Here is a 23,998-nt window from a genome sequence, read left to right on the forward strand (position 1 = left end):
GTAATCAAAATAAAAAAAAGGGACTTCCATTGAAAGTCTCTTTATTTTTCCAACCACTTGTGAGCACAGCACTTCTTTTACCACTTCTCAACCAAAGGCGGTAAGGATCAGGGCAATGGCATTGAATGTACCGTGGATGATCATGCCGGGAACGACTGATTTGGTTTTTTCATAAGTCCAAGCAAAGAGGAGGCCGGATATAAAAGTGACCGGCAAGACATTATAGTTTGGGATATGAACGATCATGAAGATGAAGGAACTGAGAAATAATCCAGCCTTCAAGCCGTATTTACTCCTTAGCCACCTATAAAGAAAACCCCGATATAAGATTTCTTCGTAAATAGGTGAAATGATTGCCGCCGACACGAAACCGAGAACGAAATGGATGGGGGTCAAATGAGCCTGAACACTTTCCGTTTTGCTATTTTCATAGCCGATCCCCACTATATCCATCACGATGAGAATCAGGATGCTGACCACAATCAATACAAATGACCAGCCGATGATATTCTTCCAATAGCTTCTCTGAAACTTACGTAACCCCACTTCATTCCATCTTAGGCTTTTCGGTTGTAAAGCAAGTGAATAGACGGCCAGCATAAAGATGATTGACATGATGAAACCGACCAATGTTCCGGAATACAAATCGTCATGAAATAATTCCAATAAGAAATTCGCCAATAAAAACTCGATAAAAAACGGTACCAGGACTAAAACAAGTACAAGGATGGAAACAAGTTCCCTCCAGGACCATGCTTTACTTTCGAAATATGTATGCAAGACCATTCCCCCTCTAAACGTTATCTTCAGTTTATAAGGTTACGTAACGTTACCTGCAAGCACTTATTTTACAAAAATGTCCCAATCTTGGTGCATACAAAAAAAGACCGCAAGCAAATGCTGCGGCCACCGGTCCATACTATTAATGTTTGAATGCTAGTTGATATTGCTTTGGAAGCTCAATCTGTTTATTCAGCGTTTTAGAAGCCTCTAATGTCCAGTAAGGATGACGGAGCATCCCTCTTCCCACTGCCACCAAGTCGGCTTCTTCGTTACCAATGATCGAGTTGGCAAGGATCGGGTCTTCCAATCGGCCTACAGCAATTACTGGGACGTCCAGCGCTTTTTTGATTTCTCTCGCTAATGGCGTTTGATAATTGGCATGCGTGCCCGGTCTTCCATCAGCGCCAATCGGTCCTTCTCCACCGGAGCTGACATGGAACATATCCACTCCCGCTTCTTTAAAGACTTTCGAAAACTCGATGCTCTCTTCAATTCCATATCCTCCATCCACATACTCTTTAGCAGAGATGCGCATGATCAAAGGCATATCGGCAGGCATTTCACTTTTCGCCGCTTTAATGACTTCCACTCCGAACTTGGTCAGGTCTTTCCCGTATTCGTCTTCCCGCTTATTCGTAAGTGGAGAGGTGAATTGGTGGATTAAATAGCCATGTGCACCATGCAACTCAATGACGTCGAATCCAGCTTGTACCGCTCTTCTGACAGATAGACGGAACTTCTCGACCATTCCCTTCACTTCTTCCGTTTCCAAGGCTCTCGGCGTTTTATACGTTTCATCAAAGGCAATCGCCGATGGGGCAACAGGTGTCTCTGCATCTTCGGCTTTGCGTCCTGCATGGGCGATTTGGATGCCGATTTTTGCTCCATATTGATGCACTTCATCGACAATCTTAGTGAAAGCCCCAACTTGATCGTCAGACCATAGACCAAGGTCGCGATTGGAAATCCGGCCATCCGGTTCCACATCGGTCATTTCCACGATGATCAAACCTGTGCCGCCAATCGCTCTGCTTACATAATGATGTTGGTGCCAGCTTGTCGGTACGCCATCTTCAGCCATGACTGAATACTGACACATAGGTGGCATGACGACTCTATTTTTAAGATCGAGATTTTTTATAGAATAAGGGGAAAATAAATCTTTCATAGTATCTAACTCCTTCTCAAAGTATTATAATGCATGCACATGCATTTATATCATGCACAAAAAGTAGTGTCAACTAATTCAAATCGACCGATGCTCAAATCGGCTATTGTCATTGATCCATCCTATTGGTACATTTAATTTAACGAATGGTACATGTAAAATAGGTAAACAGAGGGAGGCAAAAAGATATGTCCCATGAACAATCCCTTATAAATACTTGGTTATCCTTTACACATATACATGCCGAGCTCTCCAATGACCTTGATAGAGCCTTGCAGGAAAAGCACCAAATGCCCTTGAATGAGTTTTACGTTTTATTGTACTTATCTCAGGCACCTGAAAAAAAATTGAGGCTTTTGGAATTACAGCGGCTTGTCGGGTTAAGCCAAAGTGCCATGTCCAGGCTTTCCGTCAGGATGGAAAACAAAAGTTGCGGGGTAATAAAACGGCTCGGATATGAAGATGACCGACGTGGCGTATGTGCCCTCATCACGGATAAGGGTGAGCAGCGCCTTCGCGAAATGTTGGAAACGGTTAACGAAACGCTTAACACATCATTATCCAACAGTGACATGGGTACAGCCCTTGCTTTTTTCATGAATGGTCAATCATCGATTAAGGACGATTGAATGGAAAGGCAGAGATAGACTGCAAGCTCGTCTATCTCTGCCTTTCCTTAAAAATCGAAGTTGTCAGGATCTGGTCCGACTCGATGATTCTCATTCATTTCATTCATTCGCGCCATATCTTCTTCCGTTAGTTCAAAATCAAATACCGAGGAGTTCTCCACGATTCGATGCTCTTTTGTCGACTTTGGAATCGTCACGATTCCATTTTGTAAATCCCAACGTAAGATGACCTGGGCCACGGATTTTCCATACTTGGATGCAATCTCTTGAAGGTCCTTATTATCTAATAATTCACCTTGCATTAATGGAGACCAAGCTTCCAATTGAATGCCTTCTTGTCGGCAAAATGCCAGCAATTCCCTTTGAGTTAAGCGCGGATGACATTCAACTTGATTGACCATTGGCTTCACTTCTGCCTCATTCAATAAATCCTTCAGATGGTGGATTTGGAAATTACTTACCCCGATCGCTTTTACCTTTCCTTCTTTATAAAGAGTCTCCATTGCTCTCCAAGCTTCTTTATATTTCCCTTCGACTGGCCAATGAATCAAGTAAAGATCAAGATAATCCAAACCTAGCTTCTTTAAGCTAGTCTCGTAAGCAGCGAGTGTCGATTCAAAGCCTAGTTCGGAATTCCAAACTTTTGACGTTACAAACAAATCCTCCCTTGCAATGCCCGCTACCTCTAGACCTTCGCGGATTCCTTGCCCTACTCCCTCTTCATTCGCATAAATGGCTGCAGTATCAATGCTACGATACCCGTGTTTAATGGCTACTTTGACTGCATTCACCAACTCTGGACCTTCCTCCACTTTAAATACACCTAAACCGAACCAAGGCATTTCGATGCCATTATGTAATGTTGTTGTTGCTTGTAAACTATTGACCATAATCAGAAACCTCCAATTTTTATTATCCACTATAAGAAATGTCTACTGCTTTTAGGCATCATCCACCCCACCATCCATTATGATATATTTTAGTAGTAAAATACAGTAATGTACTTTAAAGGATAAGGCGTATGGTGATTTTCAGCACCGGGTATGTTGAGCGAGAAACTGAAAATTGACAAAGGAAGGAACCCTTATGTCCCGTGTAGAAAACTATATACAGCGGGGGAACATTAGGAAATGATTAATAGGAGGAAAACATGAGAGTACTATTTGAGTTAATCCGGATTCTTTTATTATTCGGTATTATCGGCGCATTGTGTTCCGTTCTGTTAGAGAATGTGTATCAGAGTTTCGGAATAGATTATAATCAGTATAGCTACTTCGGTTCTGTGGCCATACTTATATTATTGTTTGTTTTATATAGAAACAAGTTACAATTCAGTGGGTGGTACAAAGGGAAAAAAGAAAAGCTGCCAAAAAGGGTTACCCAGGTCCTTTTCTTATTCTCCATCATATTGTTATCTTTACCTCCCCTATTACAGTTTATGAGCTAATCATTGGGAACGTAATTATATGTGAGTTGGGGTGAACGATGTGCGGAGTGTGATTAATCTATTGATTCTCTTTCTTCTTCTCGGCGGATTTTGGTATGGGTATGGAAAAGACATTCAGGAGTCGGGATTAAAGGCGGGAATCGGATCTTTTGCTACAGATGTTCGCTCCCTCTTAACCAAACCTGAAGTATCAAATGCCATTGAAAAACTGAATACCGGAGTCAACCAGTTGATCGGCAAATTGACGGATACAGTCGATCAAGCAAGAGATGAGGAACAAACCGAAACGAAAAAGGTGGATAAACCTGACTTGAAGGCCCCTGCTGAATCCTCCTTTTCGGTCCGTAATATCGAGCTTGGCGACACAAAGGAATCCGTCGAAAAGCAGGCAGGTGAGGCCAAACGCCATTCCCTGAACGAATATGGAGTAGAGTGGTTTGCCTATCATGAAAATTATCAAAATTTCTTCATGGTGGCCTACGACAGCAAGAATAGAGTCGTCGGTCTCTATACAAACCAGGATTTGATTTCATCCAAGCAAGGAATCAAACGAAATACACCCAAGGAAACCGTGACGGAAAAATTGGGTAAACCAATAACAAAACTGCTTAAAGGAAATGTATATTACCAGATTCAAAGCAATGGTGAATATGATACGTTCAAAATGGATAACAGCTTCGTCACGATTTTTTATGATAAACATGAGGATAATACAGTCACATCGATCCAAATCATCAGCGCAGGTCTTGAACAGCAAAAAAGCACCTATTTTGCCCCCTCCAGCCCAGAGCTTAAAAAGGGCTTTGAATATCAATTATTCGACTTGACCAATGCCTCAAGGGTCAATCATGATCTTTCCGTCCTGTCATGGGATAAGCAGGTGAAAGTGACGGCCCAAGATCACAGTAAAGACATGGCCGTCAACCAATACTTTAACCATACTAATCTTGATGGGGAATCCCCCTTCGATCGGATGGAAAGTGACAAAATCTCTTTCCGCATGGCCGGAGAGAACCTTGCCGCTGGTCAGAACAGCAGTATCTTCGCCCACGAAGGCTTAATGAATTCCATCGGTCACAGGGAAAATAAATTACAAAAAGACTTTTCTTCACTGGGAGTGGGCGTCGCCTTTGAAGAAGATGAAAAGCCGTATTACACAGAAAACTATTTAAAAAGATAAGCCACTTTACATGCCGTAATCAGGAAAAGCCTGATCGGCTTTTTTATTTTCTTTAATATTCTGTTAATTTAACATTTTAACTTGACTCCTACTTTATCACTGTAAGATAATACATAAGAGTAATAACATGGAAAAAAGACAGGATAACAGCCGCATCACTACATAGGAAAATGAGTAATGACACTCACGAATAAAGGCCCCATTTACGAAAAGCCTAATGAATATAAGGGAGCCCTGACAAAAAACATCCGGAAAGTCACATAGAAGAAATTGAAAAGTACGGAACAGCACTAAAACCCAAGAAGTCATTTTACTCTCTAACTTGCGCTGCTCTGGGTGAAAATAAAAAATACAAGAGGTAGATTGGGAGGGTGATCATGGAATCCGGGAACAGATTGAAACAGGAGCAACTCGATAAAATATGGCTGGCACTTATATTGGAAGCCAAAAGAATTGGCCTAACGATAGAACAGGTCAAGAAATTCATCGAGAAGAACTCAAGTGACGAGCCTGCCCAAAAAATTCGTTAAAAAGGGGCTGTCTAATAAGTCCTTACTCCAGTGAACTTCGCAAAAATAAAGAGGCAGAAATGTTGTTAAATCAACGTTTCTGCTTTTTACATATTCAATTTCGGTGTAATTACCCCTTTTGGGACAGCCCTTTTTTTTCATTTTTACATCTAAATCAGTCAAACGCTCATACTAATTCTTAGATAACAAAAAACAAGGACGTGAGCTTAGATGGATTTTTTCTACAGCCAAGACACACTTACTACAATTCAGTGGATTTTGAGAGCCATCATATCATTCCTTTTTTTACTCTTTGCAGTTAAATTGATGGGGCGCCGGGCCATTTCTCAGTTAAGGTTGATTGACTTTTTAATGGCACTGATCATTGGAAATATTCTTGCCCACCCATTATCTGATGAACAGTTAGGCTTAAAGGGACCGATGATCACGTCAGTCGTACTAGTTATTTTATATATAATCAGTGTATTTGTGAGTCTTCATTGGGGCAGACTCCGAAATTTTTTTGAAAGCCCTCCTTTGCCTCTTATAGAAAACGGACAAGTCATCCATAAAAACTTAGTCAAAGCACGAATTTCTATCGATATTATTTTATCCGAATTAAGAAAGGCAAAAATTGAAGAAATTCAAAAAGTTGCTTTGGCATTTTGGGAACCTGATGGGACTATTTCGTTCTTCTTACTTCCCCAATACCAATCAGTGACCCCTGGTGATATAAAGTTGACCACAAAGCCATTTTCTTTTCCTATAACCATTATTAAGGAGGGAAAGATTGATTTTCACGAATTAAACCGAGTGGGTAAAGATGAAGGATGGCTGAAAAGGAAAGTAACCATGTACAATGCGGACATAACCGATATCTTATTGGCAACTATCGATACTAACGGGAACGTGAAAGTGTTCTTATACAGCTGAATTTCATCAGACAGAAGATTTACATTTAGAAAAAGGCCGCCCAATTTAACTGGCAGCCTTCCCACTTTACCAAATCAAGTTATTTAAAAACCGATGAACATCTTCATAAACTTGCTCCCGCTCTTTCCCCAATGTGATGATATGCCCTGATTGCTCATACCATATCAATTGCCTATGTTGCGTATCGACATCATTGAAGATCATGGGTGCACTTTCCGTATAGTCGGAATCGTCCAACCGGCCCTGTTGAACAAGAGTCGGTGCCGTAATCAAATCTAAATTTTCACTAGTATCTTCTATGATATGCAAAACATCTTTCAACGAGTGCATAGGCTCTTTTTCTAACCGTTTTATTTCTGCATCGATTTGGTCTGGGTCTTTGCCTTCGAATTTTTTGTAGGCCCTGGCATAACTGATCATACGATTATGTAATCGACTCACGTCTCTCCCTTTCATCGGGGCACACATGGAAACGACACCTTTCACAGGGAATTCCGTTCCCACTTTTAAAGAGAAGACCCCACCGAGGGAAATCCCGACAACGGCGATATCCTCGTACCCTTCTTCTTTAAGGAAACGGTACCCATCCACTACGTTTTTCCACCATTCCTTTGGACCTGTATGGATGAGTTCCTCAGCTGGCAATCCATGACCTTTATATAGAGGTGCGTGGCAGGTATAGTCACGGTCATTGAGATAACGACCCAACTTCTTCATATCTGCTGTGCTTCCAGTAAATCCGTGAAGTAAGAGAACTGCTCTCTCTCCACCTTTGTATGTGAATGACTCAGGTGCAATGACTTTCATACTATCTGCTCCTTTTCCTCAAGTTGTATATATTGAAATTTCTGATAAAATCATTAACTATTTAAAAGAATCACCATTACCCCGATTATAGTACCTATGCCTTAATTAGGACAAGTGATGCGGTCCGAAGGACATTTTACTATGACTGGTTTTATTTAGCAATCTAAATTTTCCTTTTTCTAGTTCAGGAATGATGTACCTTATATTTCGAGGTACATCGTGTTAATAAAAAGGTACGTAATCTTATTATCGATAACCTTGTTTGACTCTTCGCAGTGATTCGAATAGGACAGGCATCTAATTTTCTATAAAAAAAGAAAACCCGTTTAACAACGGGTTTTTTGTTTACTCGCATTCTCTCGATTCTAGCTTATCAAGGTTATGCTTTCTGTAGTTGGCACAAGAAAGCTTCAAGCATTCTCCCTGGACTTGCGGACCATATTTCTCGCGAAAAGCCTCCAAGCAATAGCACTTATCTTCTTCTTTAGTATCATCCACCAAGCGCATTCCCTCCATTATTGATCCGCTTTTCAAGCCTTACATGGATTTTCCCCAATAGAATGGCCCCCATTGACTGAATGACCGTTTTGACAATAATCTGACCAACAATCGCGGCAGGTACAGAGGACCACGGCAAGATGTTCGCCCCCAGTGGACTAAGCCCAATCACCACAAATATTGCCGAATCGAAAAATCCTCCAACTACCCCTGAGTAAAATACCCTCCAACTTAATGGTAGCTTCAATCGAGTATATATTTCCGTATCTGCCGTTTCAGCCACCACGAATGAAAGGGCGGAAGCAAATACGATTAATAATGTATCGCCTAACAAGAATGATACACTGGCTGATAAAAGTAATGCCAGGATAATGCACAGATAAGTCCTTGCCCTGCCAAATTTATTTTGAACTAAATCACGGAAGATGAAGGTCCCTCCGATCAACAATGTCCCCATCGGGATGATGAACATACCAAATTGCAATGGCATAAATGCGGCTGTGACCACATTCGCGGTCACAATGGACAATAAATACAATAGAACTCTTAACATTTCTTACAATCTCCTTTTATAGGAAAAAACAGCACCCTAAGAAAGAGTGCTGTTCTCCTTAGTTTTTTTGAGAGGGTAGCTAGAACCTCTTCCGCCTCAAGCGGATTATCTTTTTTCCTTTTTTATCTTATCTTGGATACGGGGGTAAATCAAGGTTAAAAGTACCCCCTCACGTATCTAAATGTAAAGAACATATAATAGAAGAGAAACGGCATTCAATAGAAAGTATGACTTCCCCACCCTTTTCCTTACACGCCCCGTTTATTTCCCCAGATATACGTATGCAGCTGGGGGAGCACCTTCACATCATTCAGTTCGTCATCGGCAATCACCCGATTAATTAACTGTTCATATTTTCCCAACAGTTCACTGACCAGCTGCCGATCGTCCGTCGTCACGCTGTCATCATTGCCTACCTGCAGGTAATAAGGAATGCCTGGATAGCGGGCATGTACATTCTTCGCATATTGATAATCAGCTTCATCAAATACGACAATCTTCAAAGAGATTTGATTTTCATCCCTTCTATTGGAAAGCTTGGATAGGATATCATCAAGCACTTCAAAATCGGTCTTCATCCTTGAACTTGGCGGTTTTGGTGATATCGTCAGTTCATCAATATCGAGAAACCAATCCTGCCACCGGCTACCTTGTGTCTCCACGCCAATTCTGATGTTCTTCTCTTTTAAAAGGGTGATTAACTCAGCCATATTCTTCAAGAGGCCGGGATTGCCCCCGGATATCGTCACGAAGGAGAAACCCTTGCCTCCCTTGAGTTTTAGCTCCTCCCATATTTCTTCAGCTGTCATCTGGACGATATCTTCCTTTCCTGTCCCATCCCAAGTGAAGGCGGAATCACACCAAGCACATGAATAGTCGCACCCAGCTGTCCGGACGAACATCGTCTTTTGCCCGATGACCATGCCTTCCCCTTGAATGGTCGGCCCGAAGATTTCCATGACGGGCAGCTTACTCACAGTTCATCCACTCCCGTCTTGCTTCAGCATAACTCGTCGGCGTTTCATAAAGACGGACAAATTCAACCCTAGCCCCTTTATAGTCCTTGTTTTGCAGGGCATCAGCCATCTTTTCATAAATCCAGACGACGATATTTTCAGCTGTTGTATTCATAAGTGGCAGCGTTTCATTCAAATAGCGGTGGTCAAGATGAATGTCGATTTCTTTTTTCCAGATTTCTTTGATGTCGCCAAAGTCGATCATCAACCCACGGGAATCATTATAGCCGCTTATGCCAAAAATGACTTTATACGTATGGCCATGCAGATTCTTGCATTTCCCTTCATAATCATGAAGATGATGAGCTGCATCAAACGTGAATTCCTTGCTCACGAGCACCCGTCTTTGATGATAGTTCAATTGATTACGATGAATGTCCTGTTCTATTTTTTGAAGCTTATCGACAATCTTGAACCCATACATTATAGGTTCACCTGCCGTCTAATCACATAGTCATCCAGACCCTTTTTTCGAAGCTTGCATGCCGGACACTCCCCACAGCCATCTGCTATGATTCCGTTATAACAAGTCAGCGTCTTTTCACGAACGAAATCAAAGGCACCCAGTTGATCTGCCATTTCCCATGTTTCTTCTTTATTCAGCCACATAAGCGGCGTATCTATAACAAAAGACTGATCCATTGAGAGATTCAAAGTGACATTCAACGATTTAATGAACACATCCCGGCAGTCTGGATATCCGCTAAAGTCCGTCTCACAAACACCGGTTACAATATGCTTCGCCCCAATTTGGCTTGCAAGCACTCCTGCGAATGACAAGAACAGTAAATTCCTTCCCGATACGAATGTAGACGGTAACTCCCCTTCTTCCCCGTCCGCCACAGCAATGTCACTTCTCGTCAACGCGTTCGGCGCCAACTGGTTCAACAACGACATATCCAAAACATGATGGGGGATGTCCAGTTCCTTTGCAATATTCCGCGCACAATCAATTTCCAAGCTATGACGCTGATTATAATCAAACGTCACTGCCTCCACTTCCGAAAAATGCTTCATGGCCCAGAATAAACACGTCGTACTGTCTTGTCCCCCACTAAACACCACTACTGCCTTTTCTTTCTTCAACATTATGAAAAACTCCTTTTTTACGGAAAAAAGCAGCACCCTAAGAATAGAGTGCTGCTTTTCCTTAGTTTTTTTGAGAGGGTAGCTAGAACCTCTTCCGCCTAAAGCGGCTTATAATCTTTTCTCTATAATCATAACGCAATATATGGAATCATATCAATATATTCCATAAAAACAAAGAGATTCCCTGTCTTTTCAGCCCAATTTCCCCTTTTCTCTTTAAATATCGGTCCCCATTTCCGATAAACAGAAGGTAAACTAATCTACCGAAAAAGGGGCCGTACACTTGAAAAAGATTAAAACAAAGGTATTGTTAGCATTTATGCTAGTCATATCTTTATGCATCATATTAGGAGCCTATAGTATTTACAGCAGCAATAAGTCTCTTAAACATTCTAGAGATATCATCGACCATGAATTGCCTCTTCTTATTAAAGATGAACAATTACTCTATAACCTTTCGCAAAGAATGGCATTTGTTAGAGGGTATATCCTATTTGGAGATGAACAATATAAAGAGGATTTCCTAGCTTATACCGAAGAAAGCAAACACATACAAGAAGAGCTATTAGCCTTATCCGACTCTGAGAGAACGAAAGAAATCATTGAAACAAGCATTGATTGGAGAACCATGATTGAAGAACGCGTCTTTACCCAGTATGAGCAAGGAGATGAAAAACAGGCGAAAGAAATATTGCTGAATGAAGTAGCGCCCATAAGCACGGAAATAATGGATGGCTTCAAAGAGCTCGCTTCCGAGCGCGAAAAACTGATCGTCACTTCCGGAGAGACCGTCATCAGCAGTGGAAAATCCGTTAAAACGACGAGTATCATTTTATCCATCATTACAGTCATAGCAGGAATTGGCCTTGCCCTTGTGACAGCCAACCTCATTACCAAACCGATCCTAAGGATCCGAGACAGGATGAAGCTAATGGAAAAAGGTGAACTGAACCATGCACCACTTAAGCAGACATCAAACGATGAACTCGGGGAATTGACGTTTTCCACAAACGAGATGCAGAGAAACCTTCGCAATATCATTGAAAACATGCTGAATGTATCCGAATCCGTTACAAGCAAAAGCGAAGAGCTGACCCAATCGGCAAATGAAGTGCAACAAGGAAGCAGTCAAATTGCAACCACTATGTACGAGCTGTCAGAAGGCTCTGAGTCACAAGCCAACCAAGCAACGGAAATCGTCCGTATGGTGGAAGAATTCTCAGGAAAGATCCAAAAGGCACACAGTGAAGGAGAAGAAATTTCCCAAACCTCCACCGAGATCCTGTCCTTAACAAAAGAAGGAACAACCATGATGCACAAATCCGTACAACAAATGCAAACGATTGATAGGATTGTGAAACAGGCAGTCGATGAGGTAAAAGGCCTTGATTCACAATCCCAGGAAATTTCAAAGCTCGTTCAGGTCATACAGGACATTTCCAATCAAACCAACTTACTCGCTTTAAACGCAGCCATTGAGGCGGCACGCGCCGGCGAACATGGAAAAGGATTTGCCGTCGTCGCCGAAGAAGTTCGGAAACTCGCGGAACAAGTTACAGATTCTGTGGGTGACATTACTGGAATTGTTACAGCCATTCAAACAGGTTCTAAAACCGTCGTTCACTCCTTGGAAGATGGATATACACAAGTAGATGAAGGCACCCAACAAATTACCATTACCGGCCAAACCTTTGAAACCATCAATCATTCAGTGGGAGCCATGAGCACAAAATTACAACACATAACCAATGACTTACACTATATCTCTACCAATAGCATAAAAATCAACCAGGCCGTCGAAGACATTGCAGCCGTTTCCGAAGAGTCAGCAGCAGGCATTGAACAAGTATCTGCTTCAGCACAGCAATCCAGCTCTTCAATGGATGAAATCACCAATCACGCCAGTGAACTTGCATCATCGGCAGAACAGTTAACAGACCAGGTTAAAAGATTTCAATTATGATGAAAGCCGCTTCCCACACCTACCTTGTGGGAAGCTTTTCCTTGCATGCATTTAGCTATTCCTATGAAGTTAATAACAAATATATCCTCTTCATTAAAATTGTTTCAATATAGTGAATACGGGGAATAAACTAATAACAACACAAAACAAACTATAATAAAAAATTCACCATGAATCTTATACAGAGAGAAATAATTCAACTCACACTATTATTTTCTGAATATTCAATGTATAATTAATATTACTCCAGTAATATTTACATCAGTAAATAGTAGAATAACTACTTCCTCTCTAGAAGTGTCAGCACACTTTTAAAAAGCATTTGAACCAACTCTTAATTACTCTCATTCGAAACCCGATCAACAGGAGACTCTCTAAACAGACGAGATGACCTTACATCAATATCGTATTCCAAATCCAGAGAACTAAGTCTATATAATCACCTTTACTATTTTTTATTTCCTATTTTATAATAAGTGGTTAATTTCCACCTAAAGTATGTTACTATTAACCTAATACTTTTTAACCAAACAAGGAGGAATTCATATGAAACGATTTTTCAAATTCATAGCAAAGTTAAACGAAGGGAAAGCCCAAGACGAATTCTTTCGCAACGAATACGAAAATTACTTGAAGATGAATTCTGCCGATAAAGGAAACAGAAGATTAGCCCCTATGCTTTATGTTATAGATGGCGGTAAAAAGGACTCACATACTGAGCTTTTAAATAGAATAAAATCTAGCTAAAGATAGCATCATCTTAAAATTGATTCGAGACTATGAATTTACAAAAATTACTCTCATCTATAAATAATATTTCATTTGATCCCTTATTATAAATGAATGTAAAAATACTCTAAAAACTCAGAATTTATTCTGGGTTTTTTTTAGTTCTACTATTAACACTATATTAATAGAAGAAACTAGTCTTTTTTTTAAAAACCCTCATTTCCAAAAACTTTTAAGAGAAGGATTTTGACAATTTATTGATGTCACCTCATAGCCCCTCGGGTATTTCATATTAAAAAAACCCAAAAAATATGGGGGGTGATTTTACTCATCTTTATCCAATCCCAAAAAAGTAGCACTAAATGAGTCATTAGAATCAAAATACAGGAATAAAGAAAAAACAAACTAGTAGATTAGAAAATAAACGCACAAATAGGTATAAACAATTATAAAACAGGAAGGATCGTCTACATTAAACTCCTACAGTAGATACTAGGAATTGGGTTTTTATCCTTATAAAAAGAATTCATTATCCTATAAAAATTATTTTTTATTCTCCATCTCATAATAGAATCATCATGAAATGGGGAATCCATAGAGTATTTGTCCTTACATGAATATTATAGCCATTAGTTACTATTACACTCATTTATAGTTTAATTTGGAAATTATCAAAATAAGCTATCTTGCTATAGAAAAACGACCCTTGCTTAATAAGTTTAAAATCATGTAGTGTGTATTCAGTAAATCAAATATATAAAAAAAGAGAGGTTAAAAAATGGCACCGATATTTATTTGTGCATTATTTTTGCTTGGCTATGGCATAGTCGAACAAAAACGCCATCAAAAGCGTCTCGACTCCATTCCCGTACGTGTCAACGTAAATGGGATCCGAGGGAAATCCACTGTAACACGTCTGATTACAGGTGTGATCAAGGAAGCGGAGTACAAGACAATAGGAAAAACAACCGGAACTTCCGCAAGAATGATTTATTGGTTTACGGACAAAGAAAAACCGATCATACGTCGTCCAGAAGGACCGAATATCGGGGAACAACGTCGCGTAGTTAAAGAAGTAGCTGACTTAGGAACTGAAGCATTAGTTTGTGAGTGCATGGCCGTGCAGCCTGACTATCAACTAATCTTCCAAAATAAAATGATCCAGGCCAACATTGGGGTTATCGTAAACGTTCTTGAAGATCACATGGATGTCATGGGACCAACATTGGATCAAGTTGCAGAAGCATTCACTGCAACCATACCCTACAATGGGCATTTAATAACCATCGAGGGCGAACATTTAGAATATTACAAAGAAATTGCCAAACAACGTAATACGAAGGTAATCGTAGCCGATAACTCAAGGATCTCAGAAGAATTTCTACGTGAATTCGACTATATGGTATTCCCTGATAACGCCTCCCTTGCCTTGGCTGTTGCAGAAGCATTGGGTATCGATGAGAAAACGGCATTCCGTGGCATGTTAAATGCACATCCAGACCCAGGGGCCATGCGTATCACTAAATTTGGAGATGCTAGGCAACCGACTTTCTTCGTTAATGGATTTGCCGCCAATGATGCGTCATCTACATTGAATATTTGGGACAGGGTAAGTACCTTCGGATACAGCACGGAAGCTCCTATCGTAATCATGAACTGCCGTCCTGACCGTGTGGACCGTACAGAGCAATTTGCAAGAGATGTATTGCCTTACATAAAGTCCGAAATCGTCATTGCCATCGGTGAAACTACTTCACCAATAACGAAAGCATTTGAGCAAGGAAAATTGGATACAGTAGAGTATTGGGATTTAGAAGAATGGTCAACGGAAGAAATCGTTGCCAAACTGCGCCCAGTCATGAAAAACCGAATCGTTTATGGGGTCGGTAACATTCACGGAGCAGCAGAACCCTTAATTGACGCAATCATGAAAACTAAAACGAAGCAAAAAGCGAGTTAAGTAGGAGGAACCTTAATGTTTGGATCGGATTTATACGTAGCCCTAGTACTAGGGGTAACACTGAGCCTTATTTTTTCAGAAAAAACGGGTGTTGTGCCCGCCGGACTTATCGTGCCAGGTTATTTGGCATTAGTTTTTGATCAATGGCAAGTCATGCTGGTTATTATTATAGTAAGTATCTTAACTTATTTCATTGTCGCTCACGGTCTTTCAAGATGGGTAATCTTATATGGAAGAAGAAAGTTTGCCGCAATGATGATAACGGGGATTTGTCTAAAACTCGTATTGGATTTCGTCTACCCCGTCATGCCTTTTGAAATCTATGAATTCCGTGGTATTGGTATAATCGTCCCTGGCTTGATCGCTAATGCCATTCAAAGACAAGGAATGCCATTAACACTCGGCAGCACGCTTTTATTATCCGGAGTAACTTTCGGTCTAATGAACGTGTATTACCTATTCTGAGGTGGATAAAATGAAACGTACTTTAAACGCAAAAGAAAAAACACTTATCTTTACAAAGCGGACGAAGAAAAAGAATCTCAAATACACTGCAATCGTTCTACCGATATTGATCATCGTCTTAGTCGTAACATCTTGGTTGGGACGCACGAAAGACGTGGAGGTTGTTGCATCAAAACCAAACGATACCCTTACAATGTCAATGGTCGGAGATATCATGATGGGCCGTTATGTCGAGGAAGTGACAGACAGCCATGGTTTTGATTACCTCTTCCGTTACATGAAGCCCTATTTCAATGCTTCGGATTATGTAAGTGGAAACTATGAACATCCTGCTCTAGCAAAAGATGTATCGAAATATGAAGAAGCTGATACAGCCATTCGTTTAAATTCGTATGCAGATGGTGTGGAAGCTGTTAAAAATGCCGGATTTTCTGTCATGACCCTTGCGAATAACCATATGATGGATTTTGAAGAACAAGGATTACTCGACACAATCGATGAATTCGAGAATGCCAAAATGGATTATGTTGGTGTAGGTCGGAATATTACAGAAGCGAAAGAAAACATCAATTACCAGGATGTTAAAGGCGTACGTATCGCTACTCTTGGATTTACCGATGTATATGGTAAAAATGCGGTAGCCAAAAGTAATCAAGCCGGATTATTGAATTCCAATCCTGACTTATTATTTGAAATGATTGGTGATGCCAAGGATGCGAAAAAAGGAAACGCAGACTTAGTTGTCGTCAACATGCACTGGGGCCAAGAATATGCTACTTCTGCGACAGGTCGTCAAACAGAATTAGCGAAAGCGGTGATCGATGCTGGTGCAGATATCATCATTGGCCATCACCCCCATGTCGTCCAATCATTCGATGTGTATAAAGATGGACTTATCTTTTACAGCTTAGGAAACTTTGTATTCGACCAAGGCTGGACACGTACAAAAGATTCTGCGATGGTACAATACCATTTAACTGATGACGGACAAGCAACCGTTGATGTGGTTCCCTTGCAAATCAAGGAAGCTACACCAAGACCCGCTACATCTTCTAGCGATGTATCGCGAGTTTTCCGTTGGTTGACGAAAGAAACAAGTGACAACGTGCAATGGTCTAAAAAAGATAATAAGATAGAGATTAAATTGGATCATACACGTGTAATAGACCATAAAGAACAGCGTGAACAAGAGGAAAAAGCAGCCCAAGAAAAGAAAGCTGCTAAAGAAAAGAAAGTAACCCAAGAAGAGACAACTACTGAAGAATAGAAACATGAAGCACCATCATACAACTAGATAATACGTGAATAAGAGTCTACTAGCAGGTATGCTAGAAGACATACATCTTAGAAGATCACACCGAAAAGAGGCGATCAATCAGTGTTTTATCCTTTCACACGGAAAGTACTCCTTTCCCTTTGTTTGCTCATTTTTATAGCAGGATGTTCAAAAACTGACCCTCTTTCTGACACGCATGATACCAATGAATCGTTAAACGATAAATCATATGGAGTTAGCTCTTCCAACCCTATCGCCGTAGAAGTGGGGATGAATATATTAGATAACGGTGGAACAGCGGCCGACGCGTCGATTGCCATTTCTTATGCATTAGGTGTAACAGAGCCCTTTGGGTCTGGAATCGGCGGCGGCGGCGGAATGCTGATTGTACCCGAGTCTGAGGAGCCTAATTTTATTGATTATCGTGAAACGGCTCCTGAACGTTCAAAGTTAAAACATAATACCGGTGTCCCTGGCTTTGTAGCCGGGATGCAAGCTGTCCATGATAAATACGGAACCATTCCGATGGAAGACCTTCTTCAGCCGGCCATCGACCTGGCTGAAGAAGGATTTGAAGTCGATAAAATGTTGGCCTCCCGCCTAAAGGCAGCCAAAGCAAGAATTTATTCAGAGAAAACTCTCTTGTTTTATCCTGATGATGATTCAATTGAACCAGGAAAGGTTTTGAAACAAGAAGATCTTGCCGACACATTGAAACTGATTCAGCGAAAAGGGCCCGATGGGTTTTATAAAGGGAACATCGCACGGAATATCAAAAAAAGAACAGATGTAGACTTAATGGACTTAAAGCATTATGAAGTAAAAGAACGGGAGCCCATCCAAGGCAAATTCGCCGGATATGATGTTTGGACCGCTCCCCCTCCCTTTTCAGGGATAACCGTCCTTGAAATGTTAAATCTCGCTGAAGAAGTCGACTTAAGCAATGCTTCAAATAAGGCAGATTATATGGAGTTACTGGGAGCCATTACCAACGCCTCCTATAAAGACCGAATTCACTATACCGGGGACGGAATCAGCGCTGACAAAGCTGAACAATTAGTATCTCCCCTTCATTTGGACAACCTGAAAAAAGAGATAAATAAAGGTGATTGGTCAAATGTAGAGTTCCAGTCTGAAGAACATGAAAGCACGACGCATTTCGTCGTCATGGATAAGTATGGCACAGTCGTTTCTACGACCAATACACTCAGTAACTTTTTTGGTTCCGGTGCCTATACGAACGGCTTTTTCTTGAATGACCAATTGAAAAACTTCCGCTCTGGCCTGAATAAAATCGATGAGCATAAACGCTCAAGGACCTTTACCGCTCCTACCATTCTTAAAAAACAAGGGGAAAAGACAATCGGAATCGGTTCGCCCGGTGGTGATAGGATACCGCAAGTGCTCATGCAGGTCCTGTATTCCTATACAGAAGGTGAGGATACGTTCCAGAATATCATAGATCGCAATCGATTCGTATTTGATGGTAATACCATCTATACAGAATACCGCCCTTCGCCTGAAACAGCCTCTGCATTAGAAAGAGCCGGTTACAATGTCGTACAAAAAGTCGCCCCTGTGTTCTATGGTGGCGTACAGGTACTCGTTAGAAATGAAAAGAACGGTCGGTTATCAGGTGCAGCCGATCCTCGGAGAAATGGCAGTTGGCAAGCACAGCAGTAAAGAAAACGCCTATACATCTTGAAAACATCTAAATTTTTATAGATCTATAAGGGGACGAGAAAATGAAGATATTAAAAAAAGTAGTAAGCTGGGTTATCCCTGTTGTTCTGATAGCAGTCCTGCTTGTAACAATGAATACGTTCAAACGGTCTGAAACACTGACTCCCGATGAACAAAAGAAAATAGAACAGTATACAAATATCCAAGAGTAAAAAAACAGGTTGAACCTCATGAGGGTTCAACCTGTTTTTCAATGGTTATACAATACAAGGAGATTGCAGGACGAGGAGGCAAATAGGATGGAGAATGGATACTCAAGTTTTGCGGAACTGCAACAGAATGAAAAAGAAAACACCGATTATAGCATTACGGCTTTTCATCGTAATCCAGAAATAGCGATTTTTGCGATCCATGGCGGCAATATCGAACCGGGAACTAGTGAAGTAGCCTTTGCCCTTGGAGAAAGACTCCATTCAAGTACGTATCTATTTGAAGGACATAAACGAAGGGATAACAGCAAACTGCACATCACCTCCACCTCCTTCGATGAGCCAACCGCCATACTGATGGCAAATAACGCAAAAACAATCCTCTCCATACATGGTTATCGCGATTCCAATGAAGCGTTAATCTATATGGGTGGCAGGAACGAGACCTATAAACATGTGATACAAGTAGCCTTAAAGGAAGCTGGATTTCAAACAGCTGAAGCACCGAAGCATCTGTTGGGGATGAATGAAAACAATATTACCAACCGTTGCAAAACCGGCGCTGGCGTACAATTGGAAATATCCAGGACTTTACGAAAACATTTTTTCCTAGACAGTGACCTTAAGAGGACAAACAGGCATAACCAGACCGAAGTGTTGAATCAATTTATTAGCGCTTTAGAGAAAGCCACCATTCACTACATGCTTAATCTGAATAAAAAATAATTCTAGTGCATTCATTGGAATTGCTTGATTACTATAGCTCATTCTGGCATCAGGAGCTTATCTTGCATCTTCCACACTTATGATTAAAACAATCTTTCAACCCTCAGAGAAGCCTTCTTGGGGGTCTAAAAGATTGTTTCAAGTCCCCTTCCTCCACTACTTCTTTTTCGATAAACTATGATACCCACATCCTTTGAGTCATAATATTATTCTGTGACTTCTACACAAAAGAAACTTATCGCACAAGCCTCATTTAAAGGTCATTCAACTCTGAAAAACTTCATTGAAAAAGAGGATATAAAAAAGAAGATAGATAGGGCCAGTTTCAAGCCCCCTCTATCCTGTCTCTTGCATTTAATTCATGATAAGTTGTACTTGGCCATAGCTTTCGAACTTCTGGGCAAAATACCCGGAAGAAAGGTCAGATATATGGACACCGGCTTTCTCGGTTGTATGGATAAAACGCCCATTCCCAAGAAAGATCCCTACATGGGTTACACCTTGTCTTGTACCTGTATCCCTAAAGAAGACTAAATCGCCCGCTTTTGGTTCTGATATAGCCGGCAACCACTCATAGTAGTCGGCAGCAGAGCTACGTTTTATGGAAATCCCCTGCTCCTTCATGGCCCAGTAAATCAATCCACTGCAATCCATTCCAGTTAGCGGATCAGCCCCACTGAAAACATACGTGAACCCTCGCAAAGTATAAGCATATCTGATTACATCGTATGCATTGTCATATGCTGTTTCTTGTCCTTCATAAAACGGGAATAGAAGATCACTGTATATTTGAAGGTATTGACCTTCCATCACTTCATTAGTCGGTAAAGCATTACGTTTTTTAATGGAGTTCATGTGAATGCTGTAATTGTTTGAAATGCTACTTAGCGTTTCACCCGGTTGTACGATATGTTCCCCTTTAGGTGTATACGTTTTATAGATAACTTGATATTTAGCAAAGTACTTTTCCGTGCTATTTCTTATTTGAACTGTTTCTGCACCATATCCAGAATTGACGAATTTGTCTTTTCCTAGATAAATCCCTGCCGTCACCACTTTTGATGTGTCTTTTTCAAGGAAAAAGATGATGTCTCCCGCCTTAGGAACAGCCGTTTCCATCCCAAGTTTATAAAATCCGTCCACGGTTAAACGATCAACAGCCACATTCTGCTGAGAAAGGGCCCAATGAACCAATCCACTCGAATCAAAGCCTTTAGAAGGGGTCTCTTCTCCTGCCGTTTTTTTGAATCCAACAAATGTTTTTGCATAGTTGGCAATTCGTTTCCCTCTCTCCGCCCACTGATAGATGGAAGGAGTATATGCGGTCTGTATGATTTTAAGCTTTTGTCCTACATATAACTGGGTATCCGGTAAACCATTGATATTCATCAATTGTTCTGGCGTTATATTATAAATCGATGCAATGGATTCTACCGTTTCTTGCGAGGAAACTGTATGAATCCGATCTGCTGCATCAACTTTTGTACCCGGTGTAAAGGTCACTCCAACCATGACTAGTAATAAAAGCAGCATGCTGACTAATAATTTTCTTCTCATTTTGAACCCTTCCTTTATGACTGGAAATACATACATAGAGCAGTTCCAGATTATTGGTAATCTTATATATCAGTTTATTAGAATAAGACTTTTTACTTACTTTCTCCAATAATATCGGTGATACTTATATATCCTTTAGACTATATATGACAAAAAATTTATATATATTAATCCTTTTTTAACAAAAATGACACATTTTAATAGTATATTATACTCATATATTTATTCTTAAAAACACCAAAGGACTTAGTGCTTAGATAATACGTTTTACCAATGTGGAAAGTTTTCCTAATATAACGGCTAAAAAACAAAAAAGGAAGAAGCCGGTTTTCTGGCTTCTCCTTTCAAAGCAATCCTTTTTATGGAACATGCACCGTTTGAAGTTGTGTCAGGTTTAAATATATACGTTCTCCTTTGGCCCTTGCCAATTCAACCAGGCCATTTTCCGACTTTTTGAGTAACCCCATTCTCTTAGGGTCCTCTCCTCCATCAAAAACAACGAGCTTTCCTTCGATCGTTTTCAGCTGTTCTCCCAAGGATTGATAGAACGGTAATGAGGCTAGGTTTATGGGGAAGTGTTCATGAGTGAGCGAGAATGTTCTTTCCCCTTGAATATAGGGGGTTAGCCATTTAAGATGATGGAGGAAAAGGGGTTTCATTAGTAAAAGACCAAATGGACCCAATAAAATAGTAAAAGCAATGTCACCACTGTAGCCAACGGGATGACTCGTACGGTAACATTCACATACTCTTTCCATGTGATTTTCACTTTATTTTGTTTCAGGATATGCATCCAGATCAAGGAGGCAAGTGTACCGATGGGCAATAACAAGGACCCCATATCACTTCCTATTATATTGGCAAGATAAATGGTTTTTAATGTGATGGGATCTAACCCCATTTCCGTCAACGTAATGGTCCCGATCATCAGGGCTGGATGATTATTAAAAATGTTCGATAGGACCGAAACCAGCCCTCCCATCACCAAACTCGCACTTAATAATCCTTTGTTGACAATCGGTTCACAGATTTGAACAAGGATGGCTGTAAGCCCTGCATTCTGAAGACCAAAAATGATGATATACATAGAGAACGCAAAGATAAGAATATGCCATGGAGTCTTCTTCAAAATATCTACGGGACTCGTACGTAGATGATACCATCTCCAAATAAGCAATGATAATGAACCCATTACCGCAACCCACTCTATAGGTATCGATAGATAAGAAGCCACGAATAATAAACAGCGGACAATGAAGACATAGGTCAGGATCTTGAACATGAACTTTGTACGTTGCCTCTTTGTTTCCACCGTCGTATTCTCTTTTAACGGATGAAAATTTTTAGTGAAAAATCGTTCCTCAATGTCATAGGAATGGGAGGGCAATTTTTTAGGCAAATCTTTCTTGATGACCATGAACATCAACCATGACATGAATAACAGCCCCAATGTTGCAGGTACGAACATCATGGCTGTATGCATATAAAGCGTCATATCGACGATTTTCAAGGCAATCAAATTGACGATGTTACTAACTCCAATGGGTGCGCTGGATGCAGTGGCTATCAAGGCCCCACTCAAGAGATATGAAATAGTTTCGTGTTTCTTCATTCGAAGATTTTTTAAAAGTAATATGAGGATGGGTGTCGTGATCATGATGCTCCCATCGTTATTAAATAAAAGCGTCATTAAAAAACATAATAATTGAATGTACCAATACAAACGATATCCGGAGCCTTTTGCAAGGGTTACAAGTCTCGCAGCAGCCCAATGAAAGAATCCGAAACTCTCCAGTATGACTGCCATGACAAGCGTTGCCATGATGGTGATGGAGGCACCCCCGATTTTACCGATGATATCCATTACATCCCCACGTGATACTATGCCAGTAAGCAATATGATTGCCGCTCCAAATGAAGCTGGCCAAGCTTCGTTTAGCCCTCGTGGTCTCCATAGTATGACAACCATTGTCATGACGAAGACAAAAATGGTCACCCCGATTTCAAAATGCATGATGTTCTCCCCTTTTTGGGCCTTGTGCCATTGGACCCTACTTGTCCGATTCTTATATATATATTCGTCATTAGGTATAAGGAGCGGGACAAGTAACCACGTCCACTAAATTGTGCCTTTGCCACTTTAGTGAACATGTCTCCTATGGAAAAGGGCCTAACGAAATACTTCCAAGACTCATGCCCACCATGTTTTTGAATTTCCTTGTTTAAAAAGAGAAATCTGCTATAATTTTCAGAAAAAACCGAAAAATAGAAAGGCTGATTGACATGGAATTCACCATCCGTAGCATGCAAGTCGGCGACATCCCACAAGTCCAGCATGTTGCGAAGACAAGTTGGCATAGTACGTACGAAGGGATTATCCCCCTTGCCATCCAGGAACGATTTTTAGATGTGGCCTATAGTGACGAGATGATGAAAAAAAGGGTTGAACACTCTTTTGTTTTCGTGGTCGAAGTGGCTGAAAGAATTGTGGGATTTGCCGACTTTTCTCCTGTAAAGAAAGGTGGAGAAGTCGAACTCGTGGCGATTTACTTGTATCCGGAATTCCAAGGAAAAGGCATGGGTACAGCTTTATTGCAAACAGGAATCGACCACTCCAAAGGTTGGAAAGAGCTTTTTATAAACGTTGAAGAAGAAAATGAATCGGGGACAGCCTTTTACCGGGCAAAAGGGTTTGAAGTTGTTTCTCAGTTTGATGATGGCTTCGATGGACATGTCCTCAAATCAGTAAGAATGGTCCTGAAAAAGGAAGGATTCTAGAAAAAAGCTGTGAAATATTGTCATCCAAGAGAAAATGTTA

25 protein-coding genes and 2 riboswitches are annotated in these 23,998 nt (G+C 40.7%); of the genes, 14 read left to right on the forward strand and 11 right to left on the reverse strand.

From position 1 onward, the window contains the following. Window positions 1-87: 87 nt before the first annotated feature. Both ACIQXU_RS03465 and ACIQXU_RS03470 read right to left on the reverse strand, forming a co-directional pair. A complete protein-coding gene (locus ACIQXU_RS03465) occupies window positions 88-786 on the reverse strand; it encodes a CPBP family intramembrane glutamic endopeptidase (RefSeq protein WP_402986718.1) in 699 nt (232 codons plus the stop codon). A gap of 136 nt (window positions 787-922) precedes the next feature. Next, window positions 923-1,951 (reverse strand): NADH:flavin oxidoreductase/NADH oxidase, encoded by a 1,029-nt coding sequence (locus ACIQXU_RS03470; RefSeq protein ID WP_402986720.1) that lies wholly within the window; start codon window positions 1,949-1,951, stop codon window positions 923-925. Between the two features lie 188 nt (window positions 1,952-2,139). Between ACIQXU_RS03470 and ACIQXU_RS03475 the strand changes: the two genes are divergently transcribed. Further along, entirely contained in the window at window positions 2,140-2,580 is a 441-nt protein-coding gene (locus ACIQXU_RS03475; protein WP_402986721.1) for a MarR family winged helix-turn-helix transcriptional regulator, read from the forward strand. Between the two features lie 47 nt (window positions 2,581-2,627). On the opposite strand, the gene ACIQXU_RS03480 is transcribed toward ACIQXU_RS03475, so the two are convergent. Next, window positions 2,628-3,470, reverse strand: a complete 843-nt coding sequence (locus tag ACIQXU_RS03480; RefSeq protein WP_402986723.1) for an aldo/keto reductase — start codon at window positions 3,468-3,470, stop codon at window positions 2,628-2,630. 260 nt (window positions 3,471-3,730) lie between these two features. Here ACIQXU_RS03480 and ACIQXU_RS03485 point away from each other — a divergent pair, with 260 nt between their 5' ends. The 4 genes from ACIQXU_RS03485 (at window position 3,731) to ACIQXU_RS03500 (ending at window position 6,649) form a co-directional block, all read left to right on the forward strand. Continuing rightward, window positions 3,731-4,027 carry a hypothetical protein gene (locus tag ACIQXU_RS03485; RefSeq protein ID WP_402874664.1) on the forward strand — a complete coding sequence of 99 codons (297 nt, stop codon included), beginning with the start codon at window positions 3,731-3,733 and terminating at the stop codon, window positions 4,025-4,027. A gap of 40 nt (window positions 4,028-4,067) precedes the next feature. Continuing rightward, window positions 4,068-5,207: a CAP domain-containing protein gene (locus ACIQXU_RS03490; protein ID WP_402986725.1), complete on the forward strand. Its 1,140-nt coding sequence runs from the start codon at window positions 4,068-4,070 to the stop codon at window positions 5,205-5,207. Window positions 5,208-5,584: 377 nt separating this feature from the next. Beyond that, window positions 5,585-5,737 carry an anti-repressor SinI family protein gene (locus tag ACIQXU_RS03495; protein WP_402874659.1) on the forward strand — a complete coding sequence of 51 codons (153 nt, stop codon included), beginning with the start codon at window positions 5,585-5,587 and terminating at the stop codon, window positions 5,735-5,737. A 210-nt stretch (window positions 5,738-5,947) separates the two neighbouring features. Then, window positions 5,948-6,649 (forward strand): DUF421 domain-containing protein, encoded by a 702-nt coding sequence (locus ACIQXU_RS03500; RefSeq protein ID WP_402986727.1) that lies wholly within the window; start codon window positions 5,948-5,950, stop codon window positions 6,647-6,649. 66 nt (window positions 6,650-6,715) lie between these two features. Here the strand turns inward: ACIQXU_RS03500 and ACIQXU_RS03505 are convergent, their stop codons facing one another. The 5 genes from ACIQXU_RS03505 to queC form a co-directional block, all read right to left on the reverse strand. Continuing rightward, complete coding sequence (locus ACIQXU_RS03505; RefSeq protein WP_402986729.1) at window positions 6,716-7,456, reverse strand: alpha/beta hydrolase; 741 nt, start codon at window positions 7,454-7,456, stop codon at window positions 6,716-6,718. Window positions 7,457-7,946: 490 nt separating this feature from the next. Then, complete coding sequence (locus ACIQXU_RS03510; protein ID WP_402986731.1) at window positions 7,947-8,507, reverse strand: VUT family protein; 561 nt, start codon at window positions 8,505-8,507, stop codon at window positions 7,947-7,949. Between the two features lie 52 nt (window positions 8,508-8,559). Further along, a riboswitch (PreQ1 riboswitch) is annotated at window positions 8,560-8,602 on the reverse strand. Between the two features lie 153 nt (window positions 8,603-8,755). Then, on the reverse strand, window positions 8,756-9,484 hold the full coding sequence (gene queE, locus ACIQXU_RS03515; protein ID WP_402986733.1) for a 7-carboxy-7-deazaguanine synthase QueE: 729 nt from the start codon (window positions 9,482-9,484) through the stop codon (window positions 8,756-8,758). Further along, complete coding sequence (gene queD / locus ACIQXU_RS03520; protein ID WP_402986735.1) at window positions 9,477-9,947, reverse strand: 6-carboxytetrahydropterin synthase QueD; 471 nt, start codon at window positions 9,945-9,947, stop codon at window positions 9,477-9,479. Before queD ends, queE begins: the two co-directional genes overlap by 8 nt. Further along, entirely contained in the window at window positions 9,947-10,609 is a 663-nt protein-coding gene (gene queC, locus ACIQXU_RS03525; RefSeq protein WP_402987369.1) for a 7-cyano-7-deazaguanine synthase QueC, read from the reverse strand. Before queC ends, queD begins: the two co-directional genes overlap by 1 nt. A 58-nt stretch (window positions 10,610-10,667) precedes the next feature. After that, a riboswitch (PreQ1 riboswitch) is annotated at window positions 10,668-10,710 on the reverse strand. A 185-nt stretch (window positions 10,711-10,895) separates the two neighbouring features. On the opposite strand from queC, the gene ACIQXU_RS03530 reads away from it, so the two are divergent. From ACIQXU_RS03530 to ACIQXU_RS03565, 8 genes are all read left to right on the forward strand, one after another. Continuing rightward, window positions 10,896-12,575 (forward strand): methyl-accepting chemotaxis protein, encoded by a 1,680-nt coding sequence (locus ACIQXU_RS03530; RefSeq protein ID WP_402986736.1) that lies wholly within the window; start codon window positions 10,896-10,898, stop codon window positions 12,573-12,575. Window positions 12,576-13,121: 546 nt separating this feature from the next. Beyond that, window positions 13,122-13,322: a hypothetical protein gene (locus tag ACIQXU_RS03535; RefSeq protein ID WP_402986738.1), complete on the forward strand. Its 201-nt coding sequence runs from the start codon at window positions 13,122-13,124 to the stop codon at window positions 13,320-13,322. Window positions 13,323-14,082: 760 nt separating this feature from the next. Next, window positions 14,083-15,264, forward strand: a complete 1,182-nt coding sequence (gene pgsB / locus ACIQXU_RS03540; RefSeq protein ID WP_402873896.1) for a poly-gamma-glutamate synthase PgsB — start codon at window positions 14,083-14,085, stop codon at window positions 15,262-15,264. Between the two features lie 15 nt (window positions 15,265-15,279). Beyond that, window positions 15,280-15,729 (forward strand): poly-gamma-glutamate biosynthesis protein PgsC, encoded by a 450-nt coding sequence (gene pgsC, locus ACIQXU_RS03545; protein ID WP_402957872.1) that lies wholly within the window; start codon window positions 15,280-15,282, stop codon window positions 15,727-15,729. A gap of 10 nt (window positions 15,730-15,739) precedes the next feature. Then, window positions 15,740-16,996, forward strand: coding sequence for a CapA family protein (locus ACIQXU_RS03550; protein ID WP_402986740.1), 1,257 nt, complete (start codon window positions 15,740-15,742; stop codon window positions 16,994-16,996). 111 nt (window positions 16,997-17,107) lie between these two features. Further along, complete coding sequence (locus tag ACIQXU_RS03555) at window positions 17,108-18,688, forward strand: gamma-glutamyltransferase family protein (RefSeq protein ID WP_402986742.1); 1,581 nt, start codon at window positions 17,108-17,110, stop codon at window positions 18,686-18,688. Window positions 18,689-18,750: 62 nt separating this feature from the next. Next, on the forward strand, window positions 18,751-18,900 hold the full coding sequence (locus ACIQXU_RS03560) for a CapE family protein (protein ID WP_402957878.1): 150 nt from the start codon (window positions 18,751-18,753) through the stop codon (window positions 18,898-18,900). An 87-nt stretch (window positions 18,901-18,987) separates the two neighbouring features. Further along, window positions 18,988-19,623 (forward strand): poly-gamma-glutamate hydrolase family protein, encoded by a 636-nt coding sequence (locus tag ACIQXU_RS03565; RefSeq protein WP_402986744.1) that lies wholly within the window; start codon window positions 18,988-18,990, stop codon window positions 19,621-19,623. Window positions 19,624-19,977: 354 nt separating this feature from the next. Here the strand turns inward: ACIQXU_RS03565 and ACIQXU_RS03570 are convergent, their stop codons facing one another. From ACIQXU_RS03570 to ACIQXU_RS03580, 3 genes are all read right to left on the reverse strand, one after another. Next, window positions 19,978-21,180 carry a C40 family peptidase gene (locus tag ACIQXU_RS03570; RefSeq protein WP_402986746.1) on the reverse strand — a complete coding sequence of 401 codons (1,203 nt, stop codon included), beginning with the start codon at window positions 21,178-21,180 and terminating at the stop codon, window positions 19,978-19,980. Between the two features lie 359 nt (window positions 21,181-21,539). Further along, window positions 21,540-21,839: a hypothetical protein gene (locus tag ACIQXU_RS03575; RefSeq protein WP_402986748.1), complete on the reverse strand. Its 300-nt coding sequence runs from the start codon at window positions 21,837-21,839 to the stop codon at window positions 21,540-21,542. Next, the gene (locus ACIQXU_RS03580; protein ID WP_402957884.1) at window positions 21,839-23,194 is read right to left on the reverse strand and encodes an arsenic transporter; all 1,356 of its coding nucleotides are present in this window, start codon (window positions 23,192-23,194) and stop codon (window positions 21,839-21,841) included. Before ACIQXU_RS03580 ends, ACIQXU_RS03575 begins: the two co-directional genes overlap by 1 nt. Window positions 23,195-23,463: 269 nt before the next feature. Between ACIQXU_RS03580 and ACIQXU_RS03585 the strand changes: the two genes are divergently transcribed. After that, window positions 23,464-23,958 carry a GNAT family N-acetyltransferase gene (locus ACIQXU_RS03585; RefSeq protein ID WP_402986749.1) on the forward strand — a complete coding sequence of 165 codons (495 nt, stop codon included), beginning with the start codon at window positions 23,464-23,466 and terminating at the stop codon, window positions 23,956-23,958. The last annotated feature ends 40 nt before the right edge of the window (window positions 23,959-23,998 follow it).

This window comes from Peribacillus sp. NPDC097284, assembly GCF_044761765.1.
Lineage (GTDB): Bacteria > Bacillota > Bacilli > Bacillales > DSM-1321 > Peribacillus.